Annotated in this window: 17 protein-coding genes; 9 read left to right on the top strand and 8 right to left on the bottom strand. The window is 64.7% G+C overall.

Translation table 11 applies throughout. The annotated features are described in order from the left end of the window. Nucleotides 1-135 precede the first annotated feature (135 nt). Nucleotides 136-1,491, bottom strand: a complete 1,356-nt coding sequence (locus AZF01_RS15100; RefSeq protein WP_024706978.1) for an ABC transporter substrate-binding protein — start codon at nucleotides 1,489-1,491, stop codon at nucleotides 136-138. A 396-nt stretch (nucleotides 1,492-1,887) separates the two neighbouring features. Here AZF01_RS15100 and AZF01_RS15105 point away from each other — a divergent pair, with 396 nt between their 5' ends. After that, the gene (locus AZF01_RS15105; protein ID WP_024706977.1) at nucleotides 1,888-2,910 is read left to right on the top strand and encodes a LacI family DNA-binding transcriptional regulator; all 1,023 of its coding nucleotides are present in this window, start codon (nucleotides 1,888-1,890) and stop codon (nucleotides 2,908-2,910) included. Between the two features lie 79 nt (nucleotides 2,911-2,989). On the opposite strand, the gene AZF01_RS15110 is transcribed toward AZF01_RS15105, so the two are convergent. From AZF01_RS15110 to mutL, 3 genes are read right to left on the bottom strand one after another with little or no spacing between them, the layout of a single operon-like run. Further along, the gene (locus AZF01_RS15110; RefSeq protein WP_024706976.1) at nucleotides 2,990-3,514 is read right to left on the bottom strand and encodes an AAA family ATPase; all 525 of its coding nucleotides are present in this window, start codon (nucleotides 3,512-3,514) and stop codon (nucleotides 2,990-2,992) included. Between the two features lie 24 nt (nucleotides 3,515-3,538). Continuing rightward, nucleotides 3,539-3,769 (bottom strand): DUF2093 domain-containing protein, encoded by a 231-nt coding sequence (locus AZF01_RS15115; protein ID WP_024706975.1) that lies wholly within the window; start codon nucleotides 3,767-3,769, stop codon nucleotides 3,539-3,541. Nucleotides 3,770-3,800: 31 nt separating this feature from the next. Next, entirely contained in the window at nucleotides 3,801-5,675 is a 1,875-nt protein-coding gene (mutL, locus tag AZF01_RS15120; RefSeq protein ID WP_024706974.1) for a DNA mismatch repair endonuclease MutL, read from the bottom strand. Nucleotides 5,676-5,828: 153 nt separating this feature from the next. Here mutL and AZF01_RS15125 point away from each other — a divergent pair, with 153 nt between their 5' ends. After that, entirely contained in the window at nucleotides 5,829-7,871 is a 2,043-nt protein-coding gene (locus AZF01_RS15125; protein WP_024706973.1) for an NADH:flavin oxidoreductase, read from the top strand. Between the two features lie 3 nt (nucleotides 7,872-7,874). Here AZF01_RS15125 and AZF01_RS15130 read toward each other — a convergent pair whose 3' ends face one another. Continuing rightward, on the bottom strand, nucleotides 7,875-8,756 hold the full coding sequence (locus AZF01_RS15130; protein WP_024706972.1) for an SMP-30/gluconolactonase/LRE family protein: 882 nt from the start codon (nucleotides 8,754-8,756) through the stop codon (nucleotides 7,875-7,877). A gap of 654 nt (nucleotides 8,757-9,410) precedes the next feature. Here AZF01_RS15130 and AZF01_RS15135 point away from each other — a divergent pair. Continuing rightward, a complete protein-coding gene (locus tag AZF01_RS15135; protein WP_024706971.1) occupies nucleotides 9,411-10,541 on the top strand; it encodes an Mrp/NBP35 family ATP-binding protein in 1,131 nt (376 codons plus the stop codon). A 7-nt stretch (nucleotides 10,542-10,548) separates the two neighbouring features. On the opposite strand, the gene nagA is transcribed toward AZF01_RS15135, so the two are convergent. From nagA to AZF01_RS15150, 3 genes are read right to left on the bottom strand one after another with little or no spacing between them, the layout of a single operon-like run. Further along, on the bottom strand, nucleotides 10,549-11,703 hold the full coding sequence (gene nagA, locus AZF01_RS15140) for an N-acetylglucosamine-6-phosphate deacetylase (protein ID WP_024706970.1): 1,155 nt from the start codon (nucleotides 11,701-11,703) through the stop codon (nucleotides 10,549-10,551). 1 nt (nucleotide 11,704) lies between these two features. Beyond that, nucleotides 11,705-12,736, bottom strand: coding sequence for an SIS domain-containing protein (locus AZF01_RS15145; RefSeq protein WP_024706969.1), 1,032 nt, complete (start codon nucleotides 12,734-12,736; stop codon nucleotides 11,705-11,707). A gap of 25 nt (nucleotides 12,737-12,761) precedes the next feature. Next, entirely contained in the window at nucleotides 12,762-13,511 is a 750-nt protein-coding gene (locus AZF01_RS15150; RefSeq protein ID WP_061449708.1) for a GntR family transcriptional regulator, read from the bottom strand. A 151-nt stretch (nucleotides 13,512-13,662) separates the two neighbouring features. On the opposite strand from AZF01_RS15150, the gene AZF01_RS15155 reads away from it, so the two are divergent. From AZF01_RS15155 to AZF01_RS15180, 6 genes are all read left to right on the top strand, one after another. Beyond that, nucleotides 13,663-14,583, top strand: coding sequence for a LysR family transcriptional regulator (locus AZF01_RS15155; protein WP_024709368.1), 921 nt, complete (start codon nucleotides 13,663-13,665; stop codon nucleotides 14,581-14,583). A 120-nt stretch (nucleotides 14,584-14,703) separates the two neighbouring features. Beyond that, nucleotides 14,704-16,203 carry an ABC transporter substrate-binding protein gene (locus tag AZF01_RS15160; RefSeq protein ID WP_024709367.1) on the top strand — a complete coding sequence of 500 codons (1,500 nt, stop codon included), beginning with the start codon at nucleotides 14,704-14,706 and terminating at the stop codon, nucleotides 16,201-16,203. Between the two features lie 20 nt (nucleotides 16,204-16,223). Next, a complete protein-coding gene (locus AZF01_RS15165; RefSeq protein WP_024709366.1) occupies nucleotides 16,224-17,186 on the top strand; it encodes an ABC transporter permease in 963 nt (320 codons plus the stop codon). After that, entirely contained in the window at nucleotides 17,183-18,001 is an 819-nt protein-coding gene (locus AZF01_RS15170) for an ABC transporter permease (RefSeq protein WP_024709365.1), read from the top strand. Before AZF01_RS15165 ends, AZF01_RS15170 begins: the two co-directional genes overlap by 4 nt. After that, nucleotides 18,001-18,801, top strand: coding sequence for an ABC transporter ATP-binding protein (locus AZF01_RS15175; RefSeq protein WP_244435596.1), 801 nt, complete (start codon nucleotides 18,001-18,003; stop codon nucleotides 18,799-18,801). Before AZF01_RS15170 ends, AZF01_RS15175 begins: the two co-directional genes overlap by 1 nt. Then, complete coding sequence (locus AZF01_RS15180) at nucleotides 18,798-19,580, top strand: dipeptide/oligopeptide/nickel ABC transporter ATP-binding protein (RefSeq protein ID WP_024709363.1); 783 nt, start codon at nucleotides 18,798-18,800, stop codon at nucleotides 19,578-19,580. The genes AZF01_RS15175 and AZF01_RS15180 overlap by 4 nt, the downstream gene beginning before the upstream one ends. The last annotated feature ends 34 nt before the right edge of the window (nucleotides 19,581-19,614 follow it).

The raw sequence follows: 19,614 nt of genomic DNA on the forward strand, positions 1-19,614 counted from the left end.
CGCAAGGCGCGCAGGTTTTGTCCATGCGTGCCTTCGGAACAGTGCGCTACCGCGCTATCTCATTTTCGAGGAGTGGCGCACCGGGCCGAAGACGGCCCGGTGCATTATGACAAAACGCAACCGGTTTGACGACCGTTACTTGAGGGTATCCCAGGAGTTCTGGATCTCGGTCGCCGCTTCTTCGGCCGACTGGCCGCCGACATAATCGATCATGCCGGTCCAGAACGCGCCTGCGCCGATCTTGCCGGGCATCAGGTCGGAACCGTCAAAGCGGAAGGTCGTGGCTTCGGTCAGGATCTCGCCTTCGCCGCGCAGCGTGTCGTTGGCGTAAGCCTCCGGATTGACGTCCTTGAAGGGCGTCAGGAAGCCGGACTGCGCCATCCAGACTTCATGCGCGATCGGCGTTTCGAGGAACTCGATAAAGGCCTGAGCGGCGGGGCTGTCATCGGTGATGCCGAACAGCGTGCCGGCGCCGAGAACGGGCCTGCCGAGGTCTTCGCCCTCGTAAGCCGGGAAGTAGAAGAAGTCCGCGTCAAGACCGAGCTCGACGCCTTCCGGGAAGAAGGACGGGATGAACGAGGCCATCTTGTGCATGTAGCACTTCGGCGGGCTGTCGAAGAGACCCTTCGGGCTGTCGCGGAAGTCGGTGGAGGCGACCGCGGCCGCGCCGCCGTCAACGAACGTGTCGTTCTTGGCGAACCAGCCGAATTCATCGATCGCGTTGACGACGCGCGGATCGTTGAACGGAATTTCGTTGGTGACCCACTGGTCATAGACTTCCGGCGGCTGGGTGCGCAACATCATGTCCTCGACCCAGTCGGTCGCCGGCCAGCCGGTGGCGCCGCCGGAACCGAGACCGATGCACCAGGGCGTGCCGCCGTCGGCCACGATCTGCTCGGTGAGCGCCTTCAGCTCTTCCATGGTTTCCGGAACGTCATAGCCGGCATCGTCGAAATTGTCCGGAACGTACCAGACGAGCGACTTCAGGTCTGCCTTGTAGGGAAAGACGTAGAGGCCGGGCGCGCCATCGGGTCCCTCATAGGTCGAAAGGTCGACCCAGGACTGACCGGCGGCGTATTTTTCCGACAGGAACTCGCCTGCGGACGCCGGGAGCTCGGTCAGGAAACCCTTGGCCGCGAGGTCGGCGGCAAGGCCGGGCTGCGGGAACACGGCAATGTTTGCCGGGCTGCCGGCCTGGGTGTCGATGACGATCTGCTGCTCGAAGGAGTCGGAACCGGAATATTCGACATTCGCGCCGGTCGCCTCTTCGAAATAAGCCAGAACGCTTTCGATCAGATCCTTGTCGGGGCCGAGCCAGGGGCCGAAGATCGTCAGCGTCTGACCGCTCAGGTCATGGGAATCGGAAAACTGGGTAAAGCTGTCCCAGTTGAAGCGGGAATCCTCGCCCGGGGCGAACTTCAGATCGGCAGCCTGGGCCGCACCGGCAACGAGGGCGAGCGAGGCTACGCCCGTCAACAGAACTTTATGCATGTGATTTACCTCCCATCACATTCAACCCTCTCGAGGGCTTCGGTTGTCAGACAACACTTTATCCAAAGCGCTTTGACATCTCCAGAGAATTCTCGTGTGACGGGTCTGAGTCAACCCCTTTCCGCAAATCACGACCGATTTTTGCCGTTTTTCTGCACTTAAAGACGATTTTCTGTCGATCCGACTCGAAAAGGGCTTTTCTTTCTCCGACAAGGCTTGATAAAAAAGCCAAACCGCTTTGGAAGCCGCCAAAGAGGTCCGTGCACGCTTCGCGCGAGGGCGCATGAGCGAGGCGAACGGATTTTCGCGGAACCATCCTTGTCGGTGAACGATTTGGAGCGCACAGGGTTTCACGCTTTCTTTTTTGTGTTACGTGCCTCCGGGGAGGAAACGGGAGTGAACCTGAAACAATTGTCGGCGCGGCTCGGCCTTTCGCCGACGACTGTCAGCCGGGCCCTGAACGGATATCCCGAGGTCAACGCCGCGACCCGCGAGCGGGTGCTGAAGGCGGCGCGCGAGACCGGCTACCGGCCGAACCGCACGGCGCAGCGCCTGGCCACCGGCAAGGCCGGTTCGATCGGCCTGTTGATGCCGATCGGCGACCAGGTGATTTCGGACCTGCATTTCGGCGAGTTTCTGAGCGGGCTGGGCGAGAAGGCCCAGGCGGAAGACTTTCACCTCGTGGTCATGCCGTCTGACCCCGCTGACGAGGTCTCCGCGCTGCGAAGCCTTGCGACCAGCGGCTATGTCGACGGGCTTTGCCTGGCCTATATCCGCGAGCAGGACAGCCGGATCGATCTGATGGAATCCTTCGGCCTGCCCTTCGTGGTCCACGGCCGCTTCTTCGATCCGCCGCACCCCTATCCCTCGCTCGACGTCGACAATGAGGCAGCCTTTTACGACGCCACGCGTCTCCTCCTCCAGCTTGGCCATCGCCGTATCGGCCTTATCAACGGCGACGAGAAATTCGGCTTTGCCATCCGCCGGCGCGACGGCGTCATCAAGGCGCTCTCGGAGGCGGGCCTCCGCCTTGACGAACGCTTCCATGTCTCCGCCCAGATGACCGAGGCCGACGGACAGCGCGCGGCCGAACGGTTTCTCGCCGGCGACGAAACCCCGACGGCCATGCTGTGCTCCAGCATGGTGCAGGCGCTCGGCATCGTGCGCGCCGTCACGCAATCGGGCCTTCAGCTCGGCAGGGATATCTCGCTGATCTCCTATGACGACGTGCTGCCGCTCCTGCGCCCCGAACTGTTCTCCGTGCCGCTGACCACGACGCGCTCATCGCTGCGCACGGCGGGCAAACGGGTCGCCGAACGGCTGATCCACCGCATCAACGGCCTGGAGAAGGACGATGTCCAGGAATTGTGGCGACCGGAACTGGTCGTGCGCGCCTCCACCGGACGGGCGCCGGGCTGAATGCGCGCCTTGCAGGCAAGCGAGCCTTCCGCGGCTTCGAACGATTTCCGTTGCATCGCACATGCCGATTTGCCGGCGCTTACGCCCCGCTCGCGCAATCCGGTCGAAGCATCTTCAAGATGCGCTCTGCCGCCCGGTCGGCCGAAAGCACGCTCGTATCCAGCACCAGCGCGGCTTCGGGCCATGGCGCATAGTCACGGTCAAGCACATCCTGCCAGCCCGGCTCGACATGCCCTTCGCCGATATCCCTCGTCCGGCTTTCCAGCCGGGCGCGATGCAGGGCCGCGTCCGCGCAGATGACTTCGACGCCGAGGAAACCGGCTCCGCCCTCTGAAGCCGCCTTTTCGAACATGGCGCGGGTCAACGGCCAGGGATTGACGCAATCGATGATAACGTCCTGTCCGGTCTTCAGGTTCGAGACGGCGAGCGCCGCGGCGATTTCATAGCCCAGCGGACCGATCTCGCGCGCCGGATCGTCCTTCCTGAGCACGGCCTCGATCTCGTCGACGCGCAGGAAGACCGCCGGACGCTCTTGCGCGAGACGCCGGGCAATCGTGGTCTTGCCAACGCCCGGCAGGCCGGCAAAGGAAATGAGCGTCGGCACGCGATGTCCCTCGAGGTTCGCCGGTCAGGCCCTGCCGGTCGGCAGCGCTCCGGCCCTCTTCTCCGCCTCAAAGGCGGCAGGCGCATCAACATAGGCTTCCTGTCGCGCAACGCTCCAATAGCGCAGTTCGTCCAGCGGAATCCGCTTGCCAGTCACCGCGCAGGTCACATGGGTGCCGGGTACGACCACTTCGAAATCGGCGTCCAGATACCGGATTTTCGCCTCGCCGCGGCCATTGCCTTCAAGGATATTCAACAGTTCATCTCCAGAAATTCGCCCGCCGGTGCTAGCGCCCGAACAGGCGTTCGATATCGGAAAGCTTCAGCTCTATATAGGTCGGGCGACCGTGATTGCACTGGCCTGAGCCCGGCGTCTCCTCCATCTGCCGGAGAAGAGCATTCATTTCTTCCACGCGCAAGCGCCGGCCGGAGCGCACCGAGCCATGACAGGCCATGGTGGCGGCAACGCTCTCAAGCTTCGCCCGCAGCCCCTCGGCCGTCTCCCACTCGCCAGCCTCGTCGGCAAGCTGGCGGATCAGCGCCGGGGCGTTGACCTCGCCCAGCATGGCCGGCGTCTCGCGCACCGCGATCGCGCCGGGCCCGAAGCGCTCATAGACGAGGCCGAGGCGGCTCATCTCCTCGGCAAAGGGCATCAGCCGGTCGCAGTCTTCTTCCGGCATATCGACGATTTCCGGGATCAACAGGCCCTGCGAGGGCAGCCGGCGGTCGACAAGCGCCTTGCGCAGCGCCTCGTAAACAAGGCGCTCATGGGCAGCGTGCTGATCGACGATCACCAATCCGGTCTCCGACTGGGCGACGATATAATTTTCATGCAGCTGCGCGCGGGCGGCGCCCAGAGGATGGCTGAGCGTGGTCTCTTCGCCGCGCGGCGGCTCGAAGGCCTCCGACCGCGCCGAGGGCGCATCGAAACCGGCAAGCATGCGAGCGGCCTCTTGCGGTTTTGCGGTCTCCGCTGTTCCGGCAAAGGCGGGTGCGGCCCCTTCAGCAAAGCCTTCCGGCCGATAGGGGGAACGCTCGGGCGACCAGTTCACGTTCGACGGGCGGATATCGCGATGGCCGAAGCCGCCGCCGAAACCGCCTGTCTGTTCGCCTTGCGGCGCGACGCCCGGCCTGAAGGCCCTGAGCATCGCGTCTGCCCCGGTGGACGACGCGCGGTCGCCGCTCCTCGTCAGCGCCTCGCGGATCGCGCCGACGACCAGCCCGCGGACGAGCCCCGGATCACGAAAGCGGACATCGGCCTTGGCCGGATGGACATTGACGTCGACCAGCGCCGGATCCAGCGAGAACCAGAGGACGGCCATCGGATAACGCCCCTTCGGCACGGTCTCGGCATAGGCCGCGCGGATGGCCCCCATCAACAGCTTGTCCTGCACCGGACGGCCGTTGACGAAGGCATAGAGATGGCCGGAATTGCCGCGATTGAAAGTCGGCACGCCGACAAAGCCGGAAAGGGCGACGTCTTCGCGCACCGCATCGATCTCGATCGCGTTCGGCCGGAAGTCCTTGCCCAGAACCTGGGCGATGCGGGCCAGCCGGTCATCGCCGGTTGCCGGCAATTCCAGCGTCGAGCGGTCGGAGCCGGACAGGACGAAGCGAACCGCCGGAAAGGCGAGCGCCATGCGCTTGACCACCTCGGTGATCGCGCCGGATTCCGCACGCTCGGTTTTGAGAAACTTCAGCCGGGCGGGCGTGGCGAAGAACAGGTCGCGCACTTCGACGATCGTGCCCGGATTGACGGGCGCGGGCTGCGGTTCGGTGAGCTTTCCGCCGTGAAGCTCGATCCGATACCCTTCTGCAGCGCCCTTCGTGCGGCTTGCAACGGAAAGCCGCGCCACCGAGCCGATCGACGGCAGCGCCTCGCCGCGGAAGCCGAGCGTGCGGATATCGGTGAGATCGGCGGAGATCTTCGAGGTGCAGTGCCGCTTGACGGCAAGCGCCAGATCGTCCGGGCTCATGCCGGAGCCGTTATCGGTGACGCGCAGCAAGGCCTTGCCGCCGCCGGCGGTCGCGATCTCGATGCGGGTCGCCCCCGCATCAAGCGCGTTTTCCACCAGTTCCTTGGCAGCGCTTGCCGGCCGCTCGATGACCTCGCCGGCGGCAATCTGGTTGATGACGGTTTCCGAAAGCTGTCTGATGCTCATGGCGCATCCTTAAAGGGATTCGCGCCGTTTTGGAACGCTCGCGGATTATGCCGTCCCCCGCTTTTGGCGCGCACGGGACAGCGCCCGGCGCTTTCGCCAGGGCATGAACCTCATTTCCGTGTAGCATGGACGAAGAGAACGCCGGAGACCGCCATGTACAAAGACCCCCTGCTCCAGCCTTTCCAGCTCAAGCACCTGCGCCTGAAGAACCGGCTGATGTCCACCGCCCATGAACCGGCCTATGGCGAGGGCGGACTGCCGACGGAACGCTACCGGCTCTACCACCGGGAAAAGGCCAAGGGCGGCATCGCGCTCACCATGACGGCCGGATCGGCTGTCGTCGCGCCGGATTCGCCGGCGGCCTTCGGCAATCTCCATGCCTGGCGCGACGAGATCGTGCCGCTGATGGCGCGCCTTGCCGAGGACTGTCACGAGCACGATTGCGCGGTGATGATCCAGTTGACGCATCTCGGCCGGCGCACCAGCGGTTGGAACATGGGCGACTGGCTGCCGGTCCTTTCCGCATCGCCGATGCGGGAGGCCGCCCACCGCACCTTCCCCAAGGCAATGGAGGATTTCGACTTTGTCCGCATTGCCGAAGACTACGCCACCGCCGCCGAACGGATGATGGCAGCCGGCCTCGACGGCATCGAGATCGAGGCCTATGGCCACCTCCTGGACAGTTTCTGGTCGCCCGTCACCAACCAGCGCGACGATGACCATAACGGCCCGCTTGAAAACCGGCTGCGTTTCACCTTTCAGGTGCTCGAGGCCATCCGCAAGCGCTGCGGTCCGGATTTCATCGTCGGCATGCGGCTTGTTGCCGATGAGAACCGGGCGGGCGGCCTTTCCCGCACGGAAGGGCTTTCGATCTGCCGGATGCTCGTTGACAGCGGAACGATCGACTTCCTCAACGTTATTCGCGGCCATATCGACCATGACGCGCCTCTGACGGAGGTGATTCCGATCCAGGGCATGGCGTCCGCCCCGCATCTCGATTTTGCCGGCGCGGTGCGGGAGATGACGCGGTTTCCCGTCTTCCATGCCGCCCGCATCGCCGATGTCGCCACAGCCCGCCATGCGGTTGCCGAAGGGCGTCTCGACATGGTCGGCATGACGCGCGCCCATATCGCCGATCCGCATATCGTCGCGAAGATCGAGGCCGGGGTCGAGGACCGGGTCCGCCCCTGCGTCGGCGCCACCTATTGTCTCGACAGGATCTATGAGGGCGGCGAGGCGCTCTGCATCCACAATGCCGCCACAGGCCGTGAGGCGACCATGCCGCATGTGATCGCGAAGTCCGAGACGCCGCGCAAGGCCGTCGTGGTCGGCGCCGGGCCGGCAGGGCTTGAGGCCGCGCGGGTGCTGGCCGAGCGCGGTCATGATGTCACGGTGTTCGAAGCCGCCGGGGAAGCGGGCGGACAGATCAGGCTTCTCACCCGCAATCCACGCCGGCGCGAGCTCATCGGCATCATCGACTGGCGGCTCGCCGAACTGGAACGCCTGAATGTCCCGATCCGCTACAATGTCTATGCGGAGGAAGACGATGTTCTGGCGGAAGAGCCGGATCTGGTTGTGGTCGCCACCGGCGGCATTGCCCAGTCGCCGCCGCTTGATGAGGGCGAAGCGCTTGCCGTTTCAAGCTGGGATATCCTGGCCGGCACGGTGAAACCCGCCGACACGGTGCTGCTTTATGATGATCACGGCGGTCACCCGGGCCTGACGACGGCCGAAATGATCGCGAGCAGCGGCGCAGCACTTCGGATCGTCACGCCCGAGCGCTTCTTCGCGCCCGATGTCGGCGGGATGAACCATGTGCCCTATGCTCGAAGCTTTGCGGAAAACGGCGTCGGGATCACCATCAACAAGCGTCTTTCGGCGATAAGGCGCGACGGCAACGGGCTGAGGGCGGTGCTTGCCTCCGACTACGCGCCGGGCGTCTTCGAGGAAGTCGCGGCGGCACAGGTCGTGGTCGAATACGGCACCATGGCGATGGATGATCTCTATTTCGCGCTGAAGCCGCTTGCGCGCAATGGCGGCGCGGTTGACTACAAGGCCCTGATCGCGCGGAAGCCGTCGCTGCCGCAGACGAATGCCGGGGGCCGGTTCGACCTTATCCGCATCGGCGATGCCATCCATGCCCGCAACATCCACGCCGCCATCTATGACGCGCTGCGCTACTGTTCGTCGGCGTGACGCTCAAAACGCCCGGTAAGCCGGATCGAAGCGCGGTCTGGCGCCCGTCACCAGGGCGAAGGTGAAGCCGGCATTCGGTTCCTCGACGATATCGGCATCGCGGGCAGCCGAGGTCACCATCATCCAGCCGCCGTCGCGGCCGATGAAGGCCGGGCAGGTCGGCTGCCGGGCGGGCAGCTGGAAACGGGTGACGAGCCTTCCGGAGGTATCATACTGGTCGAGAACCCCGGCGCCGAAACGGGCATTCCAGATGTGCCCGTCGCCGTCGCAGATCGCCCCGTCCATACCGCCCGGCTTCTTCGATGTATCGATGAACACCTCTTCGGGACCATCGGGCAGACCGGTTTCGGGGTCGACGGGAACGCGCATCAGCTTGTTGATGCGCGTGTCGACATAATAGCCCGTCGCGCCGTCGGGCGAAAAGCAGATGGCATTGGGGATCGTGACCCTGTCGAAGATCTTCGTCACCTTGCCGGCGAGTACGTGGTAGATCGCCCCTGCCCCGTCTTCGGCCTCCTTGCCCATGGTGCCGACCCAGAAGGCGCCGGATTGATGCACACGTGCGTCATTTGAGCGGGTGACGGCATTGTCCGGCTCGATGGCAGCATGGAGACTGAGCGCACCGGTGGAGACATCGTGAAAATAAAGCCCGGTCTCCATGGCGATGACGTGGCGCCGCTCATCGACCACGGCCATGGCGCTCGCCATTTCCGGCAGCGAGACGATCCGCCTGTCCCGGGTCGAGGCATTGAGCAGGTGGAGCTTGCTGTCGAGAATGTCGAACCACCAGATCTGGTCGGCGGTCGGGTCATAGCCCGGCCCCTCGCCGAGCGTCGTCCGGTCATTCACCAGAATACGGCCTTCGAATACGGTCTCTGCAGTCATTGTCGCTACCGGCGCTCCTCTTGTCATGTGGTGGCGGTCTTTTGCATTCGCGAGAGCCCCCCGCGCGAGAATCGCAGACTTTCCCGGCCGTGCAAATGAGGAAAGCCAACGAAAGCCGAGAAATCAAGCGATCTTGCCGCGCCTGTGCCGTCAGGCGGGACAAAAGCTCCGAAAAAGCCCCCGGGGACCGTCATTGGAAGAAAAAAATCCGGATTTTTGAACGCCCGCCGGCGGCCTTGCCCCGGGCCCAAAAAATAAGCTGAGTCAATAATTTGTGCATCGCAACACGGACGCTCTGCCCGTCATTGACGGGCGATCAAGTCTAAATCCCTGTTCTTCCCGCAAAAAAGCAGCTTGCATTGGTTCAGGTAATCGTTCATCTTCTCTCCAGTTCCAGAGGGGATGAAAACAAACACGCGCCCAAGAGCGCGACTTGAAAACGATAGAAACGCCGGCGCGACGGACTTTTGAAAGTCTATGTTTTCGCCCCGGCGTTTCTATTTTTTTCTCCCCCACCCTTCCTCACGCCACGAGAGACATGCTTTTCGACTGACCGCCTTTCGGACAAGGCGTCGAGTCGAGGGGGCCGCTTCGCCATTGGCGTTTCGCGCAATCTCCACTATCTAGGCACTGAGTGAGAACAGGAAGGCAGCCATGACCGCGATCAGCAAGGAACAGGTTCTGAAGAGCCTTGAAACCGTCACGCTTGCCGACGGCAAGCCGCTGTCTTTCAGCGGCCTCGTCTCCGACATCTTCATCGCTGACGGCAAGATCTATTTCTCGCTGAACGTTCCCGCCGACAAGGTTGAGGCCTACGAGCCTGTGCGTCTTGCCGCGCAAAAGGCCGCCGAAGCGCTGCCCGGCGCGCGCCAGGCGCTGGTGACGCTGACGGCCGAAAAGCCTGCCGGACAGAAAGGCGAGCGCCCCGACGCCAGACAGAAACCCGATGCGCCGAAAGAGGGCGCCGGCGGAAAGGGCCAGGCCAAGCCCGAAATTCCCGGCATCGGCTCCATCATCGCCGTCGCCTCGGGCAAGGGCGGCGTCGGCAAGTCCACCACTGCGGTCAATCTGGCGCTCGGCCTTGCGGCGGAAGGCCTCAGGGTGGGACTTCTGGACGCCGACATCTACGGCCCGTCCATTCCCCGGCTGATGGGACTTTCCGGGCGGCCGATGCAGGGGCCCGGCCGCACCATCATGCCGATGGAGAAATACGGCCTCAAGGTGATGTCGATCGGCTTTCTGGTCGACGAGGGCACCGCCGTCATCTGGCGCGGGCCGATGGTGCAATCGGCGCTGATGCAGATGCTGCGCGAGGTTGCCTGGGGCGAGCTCGACGTGCTCGTCGTCGACATGCCGCCCGGCACCGGCGACGCGCAGCTGACCATGGCCCAGCAGGTGCCGCTTGCCGGAAGCGTGGTCGTCTCCACGCCGCAGGATCTGGCGCTGATCGACGCGCGCAAGGCGATCGCCATGTTCAACAAGGTCTCCGTGCCGGTGCTCGGCATCGTCGAAAACATGAGCGCCTTCATCTGCCCGAATTGCGGCGAAACCCACCATATCTTCGGCCATGGCGGCGCGAAGGCGGAGGCCGAGAAGATCGGCGTCCCCTTCCTCGGCGAGGTGCCGCTGGCGATGGACATCCGCACCACCTCGGATGCCGGAACACCGGTGGTTGCCGGCGAACCGGACGGCCCGCACGCGAAGGCCTATCGCGCCATCGCCGCGGGGACCAAGGCCGGCCTTGCGGCCAAAACCAGCAAGGGTCCGTCGATCGTGTTCGATTGAGGCGTCATCAACCGGCGGCGAAAACGCATGCGCCGCCGACATAGGTGGCTTTCAGCGAAAGGTCTTCGCCAAGCAGCACGAAATCGGCATCGGCACCGTCGGCAAGCCGGCCCTTGCGGCGCACGCCCACGGCATCGGCCGGGTAAAGCGAGGCCATGCGCAAGGCCTCCCCCAGGGACACGCCAAGCATCCTGTGGCAGTTGCGCACGCAGGTCAGCATGTCGGTATCCGCCCCGGCCAGCGTGCCGTCTTCCAGCGTTAGCCGGCCATCGCGACGGTAGATCGTGCGGCCGTTGAGGGTGAAGCTTTCCAGATCCGTTCCGGTAACCGACATGGCGTCGGTAACGAGAAAAATGCGACCCGGCCCCTTCTTGGCCCTGAGCGCGATCCCCATGGCGACGGGATCGACATGATAGCCATCGGCAATCAGCCCGCAGGAGAACGCGCCATCGGACAGAGCGGCGCCGACAAGGCCCGGCTCCCGATGGCCGAGCGGGCTCATCGCGTTGAAGAGATGGGTCGCCATGGACGCGCCCGCCAGGCGGTATTCGCGCGCGGTGGCGCAGCTTGTCGCGGTGTGGCCGAGGCTGACGGTGAAGCCGGCTTCGACAAGCCGGGCAACCTGCTGGCGCCTGACGCTTTCCGGGGCAACCGTGGTGAGCGCCACGCCGAAAGTGCCTGCATTTGCGACGAGGAAATCGCAATCGTCATCATCCATGGACCGGATCAACGCCGGATCATGCGTGCCCTTCCTGGCAAGCGAAAGATGCGGCCCTTCCAGATGGAGGCCGAGAAAGCCCGGCACGCCCGCGTCAAACGCAGCCCGCCCCGCCGCAACGGCCTTCTCGACGGTTTCGCGCGTGTCGGTGATCAGCGTCGGCAGAAGCGATGTGGTGCCGAATTGCTGGTGGGCCCTGCAGATGGTCTCGATGCCGGAAAGGCTCGGATCATTGTTGAACAGCACCCCGCCGCCGCCATTGACCTGGAGATCGACAAAACCCGGCGCCAGGATCAACCCGTCGGCGCGGATGATTTCCGCGTCCGGCGGCACACGACGCTCTGCCGCAAGTCCTTCGACGCCGGTCTGCGAAAAGACCAGAGCCATGCCATCGTGAAAACGCTCGCCGTCGAAAAGCCTGGCGCCGCAAACCGCCTTTTTCATCTCACTCGGTCTCCGTCACCTTGTTGAGCGCGACCGGCTGGTCGGGATTGAAGCCGCGGGCGCGCGAAAGCTGCTCGATGAAGCTGTAATAAGGCACGATCAGGGCGAGCGCATCGGTCAGCGGATGACCGGTCGCCACAAAGGGAAGCCGGACGGCCCCGCCTTCAGCCATGTCCGAGGACAGGAACACGGCCGCTCCCTTTTGCGCCATGCCGGATGCGGTTTTGGCGATCGCGGCCTCCGCCTTGTCGCGCGCGGCAAAGGCGATCACGGGAAAACGCGCCTCCACCAGCGAGACCGGCCCGTGCAGCACTTCGGCGGAGGAATAGGCCTCGGCGTGAAGCTCGGAGGTTTCCTTGCATTTCAGCGCCGCCTCGCTGGCGATGGCAAAGCTCGGGCCGCGCCCCAGCACATAGAGCGACTGCGCGTCCTTCAGCGAACCCGTCAGCGGCGACCAGTCGCAGCCAAGCGCCTTTTCAAGATCCTCGGGCAATCGACCCAGCGCCTTCCTGAGGCCCGCATCATCGGCCCATTCGGCAAGCACGCCGAGCCCGGCGATGATCGAATTGACGTAGGACTTGGTGGCGGCGACGGCCTTTTCCGGTCCGGCGGCAATATCGATCGGCTGATCGGCCGCTTCTGCCAGCGGCGAGGCGATGGTGTTGACCAGCGCAAGCGTCAGCGCGCCGCCGGCCCGCGCGGCGTTGGCAAGCGCGACGATATCCGGACTTTTGCCCGATTGCGAAATGGAGATCGCCGCCGCCGAGCCCATCTTCAGCGGCGCGTCATAGATCGAGGCGAGCGAGGGCCCGAGCGAGGCGACCGGCACGCCGGTCGTCAGCTCGACCGCGTATTTGAGGAACAGCGCCGCGTGATCGGAAGAGCCGCGCGCGACCGTGACGACGACGCCGGGATCCTTTTCGGCAAGCGCCTTGCCGGCCCGTTCGAAGGCCACGCCGCTGCCATCCAGAAGCCGCGCGGCGGCGGCTGGAATTTCTTCGATCTCTTGGCGCATATGGGTCTTGTCGGTCATCGCTGGGTCTCTTTTTTGCATCGCCTCAGCCCTCTTCGGAATAGGTCAGCTCGGCGACTAGGTCGTAAATATCGCTTCGATAGAAGGATCGGGTGAATTCTATGGCGCGGCCCGCGGCATCAAATCCCGTGCGGTTGATCGCCAGCGCCGGCGCGCCGGCGGGAACCTCCAGAAGCCCGGCCTGCTCATCGGTCAGGATGGTCGCGGTGATACGCTCATCGGCCCGTTGAAGGCGAATGCCGCGTTCGGTAAGCGCGGCGTAGAGCGACGGGCCGATGGCTGCCGGCGCCTCCAGGATGTCGCCCGGAAGCGCCGTGTATTCGAGCGCCATCGGCCGGTCGTCGGCAAAACGGATGCGGCTGAGGCGCGCGACGCGCGCGCCCGGCGCGATATCGAGCGCTTCCGCCTCTTCGGCCGATGCCGGCTGGAGCGCGCGTTCCAGCCAGAACGAATGCGGCTCCATGCCCCGCGCCTTCATATCCTCGGTGAAGGATGTCAGGCGCTTGAGTTTCTGTTCGATGCGGACGGCGGGGCGGGCGACGAAGGTCCCCGCCCCGCGCCGGCGGTTCAGAATACCCTCGCCCGTCAGTTCGGCAATCGCGCGGCGAACCGTGACCCGGCTGACGCCGATCCGCACGGCAAGATCGCGTTCCGGCGGCAGAGCGGCGCCGCCCTCGAGCGCGCTGCGGGCAATCGCCGCGCGGATACCGGCCTTCAGCCGCCGGTAAAGCGGGCCTGTTCCCGAAAGGTCAATGTCATCGAACAGCGCCTGCATCTTGCACCTGATTCATCCTTCCCAAAACTAATACCAATCAGATACCAAATTGCAAGCCATGCCGGCTGCGAAAGCGCGGGAACAGCCATGGCGGGGCTTGCGGTCCGGCAGATGACCGGCTCATATGGAAAAATTCGAACGGGAAGGACGCATGCAGCTACAGGCCATCATCTATTTCAACGAACTTGTGCGCTCGCGCTCCATCCGTCAGGCCGCCGAGGCGCTCGGCGTCTCGCCCATGGCCGTCAGCCGCCAGCTCGAAAATCTCGAGGCCTATTTCGATGCGCCGCTGGTGGAACGCGGCGCGCGCGGGATCGTGCTGACGGCGGCAGGCGCGCTTCTGGCCGAACGCACGCTCGGCGTCATCCGCGACCTTGAAAGCGCCCGGCAGGTGATCGACGACCTGCGCGACCTGAAGGCCGGCCATGTTTCGCTTCATGTCAACGGCGCGGTGATCAGCGCGATCCTCGCCCCGGCGCTCGCGGAATTCTATGCATTCTACCCCGCGATCTCGATCGCGGTCACGGTCTCGTCCGCCGAGGCCGCGGTCCGCGCCGTTGCCGCCGGCGAGACCGATCTGGCGGTGACGATGTTTTCGCCGAAGGACGGCGAAACGGAGACGCTGATCGAACTGCCCGTTCTGCACCAACCGGTGATGGCGCCCGACCATCCGCTCGCCGCGGAGGCGACGGTTACGCTCGCGGCCATACGCGACCATGCCGTGGCCATGCCGGATCGCGCCTTCAGCATTCGCCGCGATTTTGACGCGCGCCAGCGCGCCGCCGGGCTTGAGCCGATGGCCGCGACCTTCGAGACCTCCTCGCTGGAACTGCAGAAGGAACTGGCGCGCAGCGGCGCCGCCGTTCTCATCCTGCCGGCCATGACGGTGGCGCGCGAAATCCGCGAAAAGGCGCTCATCGTCCGCCCCTTCGAGAAACGGGCCGAGATCTCCACGGACATCAGGCTGGTCCGCCCGGACGGTCCGACGCCGACTTTCGCGGCGAAACGCCTTGCGGACTTCCTGAGGACCTTCCTGCGCGCCCATGACAGACGCGTTCAGCCGGGGGACTAAGGATGTCAGTGAAACGATTATCGTTACACATATGATGTTTTTCATGTTAACTGTTTACACTTCATTCCCGGGCGCGGTATAGACCCTCCCAGTTCGATCCACGGGAGAGGATTTTAGACCATGAACAAACGTTTCGGCGCCCGCGCCCTACTTGCTGCCTCCGTCTTTACCGGCCTGATCGCCGGCGCGCCGGCCTTCGCCGAGGCGAAGACGGACCTCGTGCTCGCCATGAGCACCGAACCGACAGGACTCGACCCGACGGCCGCAGCCCCCGTCGCCATCGGCCAGGTCGTGTGGCAGAATGTCTTCGAGGGTCTGGTCGCCATCAACGAGGACGGCGGGATCGTGCCGCAGCTCGCAAGCGCTTGGACAGTCTCCGATGACGGCCTGACCTACACATTCGACCTTCAGGACGGCGTCACCTTCCACAATGGCAAGGCCTTCGATGCCGAGACGGCTAAGTTTGCGATCGACCGCATCCTCGCCGAAGGCTCCGTCAATCCGCAAAAGGCGCTCTACAGCGCAATCGAGAGCGTGGAAACGCCTGACGCCGATACGCTCGTGCTGCATCTCTCCCGGCCCGCCTTCGACCTTCTCTACTGGCTCGGCTTTCCCGCCGCCGTGATGGTAGAGCCGACGAGCGTCGAGACAAACGCCACCGACCCTGTCGGCACCGGCCCCTTCGCTTTCGCCGAATGGCGCAAGGGCAACGAGGTGAAGCTTTCCGCCTGGCCCGATTACTGGGGAGACAAGCCGGCGCTCGAGAACGTCACATTCCGCTTCATCGCCGATCCGCAGGCCCAGGCCGCAGCCCTCAATTCCGGCGGCGTCGACGCCATTCCGGAGTTCACCGCGCCCGAACTCGTCAGCCAGTTCGAGACCAAGGACGCCTTCGAGGTCGTGCCCGGCACCACCGGCATGGAGGTCGTCGCCGGCATGAACAATGCCGAGCCGCCCTTCGATGACGTCCGCGTGCGCCGGGCGCTGATGATGATGCTCGACAGGCAGGCGATCGTCGAGGCCGCCAATTCCGGCTTCGGCACGCCGATCGGCAGCCATTTCTCGCCATCGGATGCCGGCTATGAAGACCTGACCGGCGTTCTGCCCTACGACCCGGAGAAGGCAAAGGCGCTCCTGGCCGAGGCCGGCTACGGCGACGGGCTTTCCTTCACCATGAAGGTTCCGAACCGGACCTATGCCGAGCGCGCGGCGGAAATCATGCAGGCCTATCTTGCGCAAAGCGGCGTGACGATGACGATCGAATCCTCCGAATTTCCGGCAACCTGGATCAAGGATGTGTTCAAGGATACGAACTACGACATGACCATTATCGGCCATGCCGAGCCGCTCGATATCGGCATCTATGCCCGCCACCCCTATTACTTCAACTATGACAATCCCGCCTTCGACGCGACCATGACGGAGATCGCAAACGCGACGGATGAAGACGCCCGGCTTGAAGGCTATCGCAAGGCCCAGGAAATCCTGGCCGAGGACGTGCCCGCGCTGTTTCTCTATGCCTGGCCCAAGATCGGTATCTGGAAAGCCGGGCTGGAAGGCATGTGGAACAACGAGCCGGTGCCCTCCAACGATGTGACGGACGCCCGCTGGAGCGAATAGACGTGGCGCAAGCCCCAGGCATGCATCAACGGGCAAGAGGCGCGCCGGCACGGCTGGCGCGCCGTTTCGGCTTTCTCGTGGCAAGCCTTGTCGGCGTCTCCTTCGTTATCTTCGCGGTGATGGCGGCCGTGCCGGGCGATCCGGCGGAGATCATGCTCGGCACATCCGCCGCACCCGACACGCTTGCAGCGCTTCGCCACCAGCTCGGCCTCGATCAACCGTTCCTCCTTCGCTATTTCGATTGGCTTTCAGGCGTTCTGACGGGCGATCTCGGCAATTCCTACACCTATTCCACACCAGTCGGCACGTTGATCGGCGAGCGGCTCGCCGTCACCCTGCCGCTTGCCGGGCTTGCCATTCTCCTCTCGCTCGCCGTCTCCGTGCCGCTCGGCGTGCTCGCCGCCGCCCGCCCCAATGGCCCGGTAGATCTCCTTGCCGCGCTCTTCGCCCAGATCGGCATTGCGGTGCCCAATTTCTGGATCGGGCTGCTGCTGATCCTCGGCGTGGCGCTTACCTTCGGCTGGTTTCCGGCCGGCGGCTTTCCGGGTTGGGAGGCGGGCATTCTTCCGGCTCTCAACGCGCTGGCGCTGCCCGCGATCGCGCTCGCCATACCGCAGGCCGCAGTACTGACAAGGGTGACCCGGACCGCCGTGATCGAACTGACCGACGAGGATTTCGTGCGCACCGCCCGCGCCAAGGGCGGGACGCCCGCCTACGCGCTCTGGCGTCATGTGGTGCCGAACGCGCTGATCCCCGTCGTCACCATGCTCGGCCTGCAGATCTCGGTGCTGGTTGCCGGCACGGTGCTGGTGGAAAACGTCTTCGCCCTGCCGGGCATGGGCACGCTCGCCTATCAGGCGCTGGCCCAGCGCGACCTGATCGTGGTGCAGAATGTCGCTCTTTTCTTCGCGGCGATCGTCATGGGGCTGAACTTTGCCGTTGACGCGCTCTATGCCGTCATCGATCCGAGGTTGAGACGATGAGGCGGTTGCCGCTCTCCCTGCTCGTCGGAGGCGCGATAACCGCGCTCTTCGTGACGACGGCAATTCTCAGCCGCTTCTGGACGCCGGCCGATCCGACCATGATCAACATTCCGGCGCGGCTGAAGCCGCCAGGTCCTGGCGGTCTTCTCGGCGCCGATCACTTCGGCCGGGACGAGGCTTCGATGATCATGGCGGGCGCCTGGACCTCGCTCAGCATCGCCTTTTCCGGGGTGCTGGTCGGCGGCGTTCTCGGCATCGCCCTTGGCACGGCAGCCGCTGCCATGCGCGGCCGTTTCGAGGCCGTGGTCATGCGGGTCAATGACGTGATCTTCGCCTTCCCGCCGGTGCTCTCGGCACTTCTTCTGGCAGCCGTCCTTGGCGGCGGACCAAAAACGACAATCACGGCCATCGCCCTCTTCATGGTGCCGGTCTTTGCCCGGGTCACGCGCGGAGCCGCCTTGCAGATTGCCGCCCGCGACTATATCCTCGCTGCCCGCATGGCCGGGAAATCCGGCCTGCGCATCACGCTCGAACATGTGCTTCCGAACATTGCGGCGCAGATCATCGTGCAGTTCGCCATCCAGACGGGGCTCGCGATCCTGACGGAAGCGGGACTTTCCTTTCTCGGCCTCGGCGTATCGCCGCCGACGCCCTCCTGGGGCCGGATGCTGGCGGAGGCCCAGACATACCTGGCTGCCGCCCCGCATATGGCGCTAGCCCCGGGGCTTGCGATCTCGCTTGCCGTTCTCGGCCTCAATCTTCTGGGCGACGGGCTCGGCGAGATGGCCGACCCGCGCCGGAGGAATGGCCGATGATGCTGGAGATCGAAAGGCTGAAGGTAGCGTTCAGGCCCCGTGAGGGCGAACGCGCTGTGCTTCACGGCATCGACCTTTCGCTTGCACGCGGCGAGACGCTGGGCGTTGTCGGGGAAAGCGGCTCCGGCAAATCCATGCTGGCGCTGGCGACGATCGGACTACTGCCGCGCGGCGCTTCGGCCTCCGGGGCAATCCGCCTTTTCGGCGATGACCTTCTTTCGCTTTCCGAACGGCAGATGAGCGCGATCCGGGGCGAGAAGATCGGCATGATCTTCCAGGAGCCGATGACTGCGCTCAACCCGGCCATGACCGTCGGCAGCCAGATCGCCGAGGCCTTGCGCCTTCATCGCGAAATTTCCCGCGGAGGTGCGCGAAGCGAAGCGCTTCGCCTGATGGAGATGGTGCGGATCGCGAGAGCCCCGGACAGGACAAAGGCCTATCCGCACGAACTTTCCGGCGGAGAGCGCCAGCGCGTCGGCATCGCCATCGCGCTGGCGCTGAAGCCGGCGCTGCTCATCGCCGACGAGCCGACCACGGCGCTCGACGTCACCGTCCAGGCGGAGGTCCTAGACATTCTCGATCAGCTGGTGCGCGAGCTCGGCATCGGCCTGATGCTGATCTCCCACGATTTCGGCGTCGTCGCGCGGATGGCGGACCGGGTGACGGTGATGCAGGCCGGACGCATGGTGGAAACAGGAACGGCGGAAGACATTATCTGCCGACCGGAGCATCCGTATACGAAGCGACTGCTGTCATCCCTGCCCCGGCGGGTGCGGGCCGGACTGGGAAGCGACCCATGACTCCGCTTCTGCGCACTGAAAACCTTTGCCGCCGCTATGGTGCCGATGGCCCTGCCGCGCTCGAGAATGTCTCGATCAGCCTCCAGCCCGGCGAAATCCTCGGCATTGTCGGGGAAAGCGGCTCCGGCAAGTCCACCCTCGCCCGGCTCGTCATGGCGCTCGACCGGCCGACATCGGGCACGGTACTCTTCGAGGACCGCCAGATCACCGCATTGTCCGAACGGCAATTGCGTCCTCTGCGCCGCGATTTCCAGATGGTGTTTCAGGACCCTTATGGTTCGCTCGATCCGCGCCACACGGTCGACCGGATCATCGGCGAGCCGCTTGGCCTTGAGGAACCCCCCCCGCGCGGAGCAAAGCGACGGCAGAGGATCGCCGCGCTTCTGGAAGAGGTCGGATTGAGCGCGGACGACCTCGACCGCTATCCCCATCAGTTTTCCGGCGGGCAGCGCCAGCGGATCGCCATTGCCAGGGCGCTGATCACCCGGCCGAAGCTGCTGGTGGCCGACGAGCCGACCTCTGCGCTCGACGTCACGGTGCAGGCCCAGATCCTGAAGCTGCTTTTGCGGATGCGGGCAGACCACGGCGTCTCGATCCTGCTGATCACCCATGACATCGGCGTTGTCGACGAGATCTGCGACCGGGTTGCGGTGATGCATGCGGGGCGGGTCGTCGAGGCCGGTCCCTTGCGGGACGTGCTGGACAACCCGCGCGAGGACTATACGCGCCGTCTCCTTGCCGCCGAGCCGACTCTTGCTCGGTTCAGGCCGTCGACATGAAAAGCCCGGCCTGTTGGTCCAGGCCGGGCCTTGT

The sequence above is a fragment of the Martelella sp. AD-3 genome (assembly GCF_001578105.1).
Classification (GTDB): Bacteria; Pseudomonadota; Alphaproteobacteria; order Rhizobiales; family Rhizobiaceae; genus Martelella.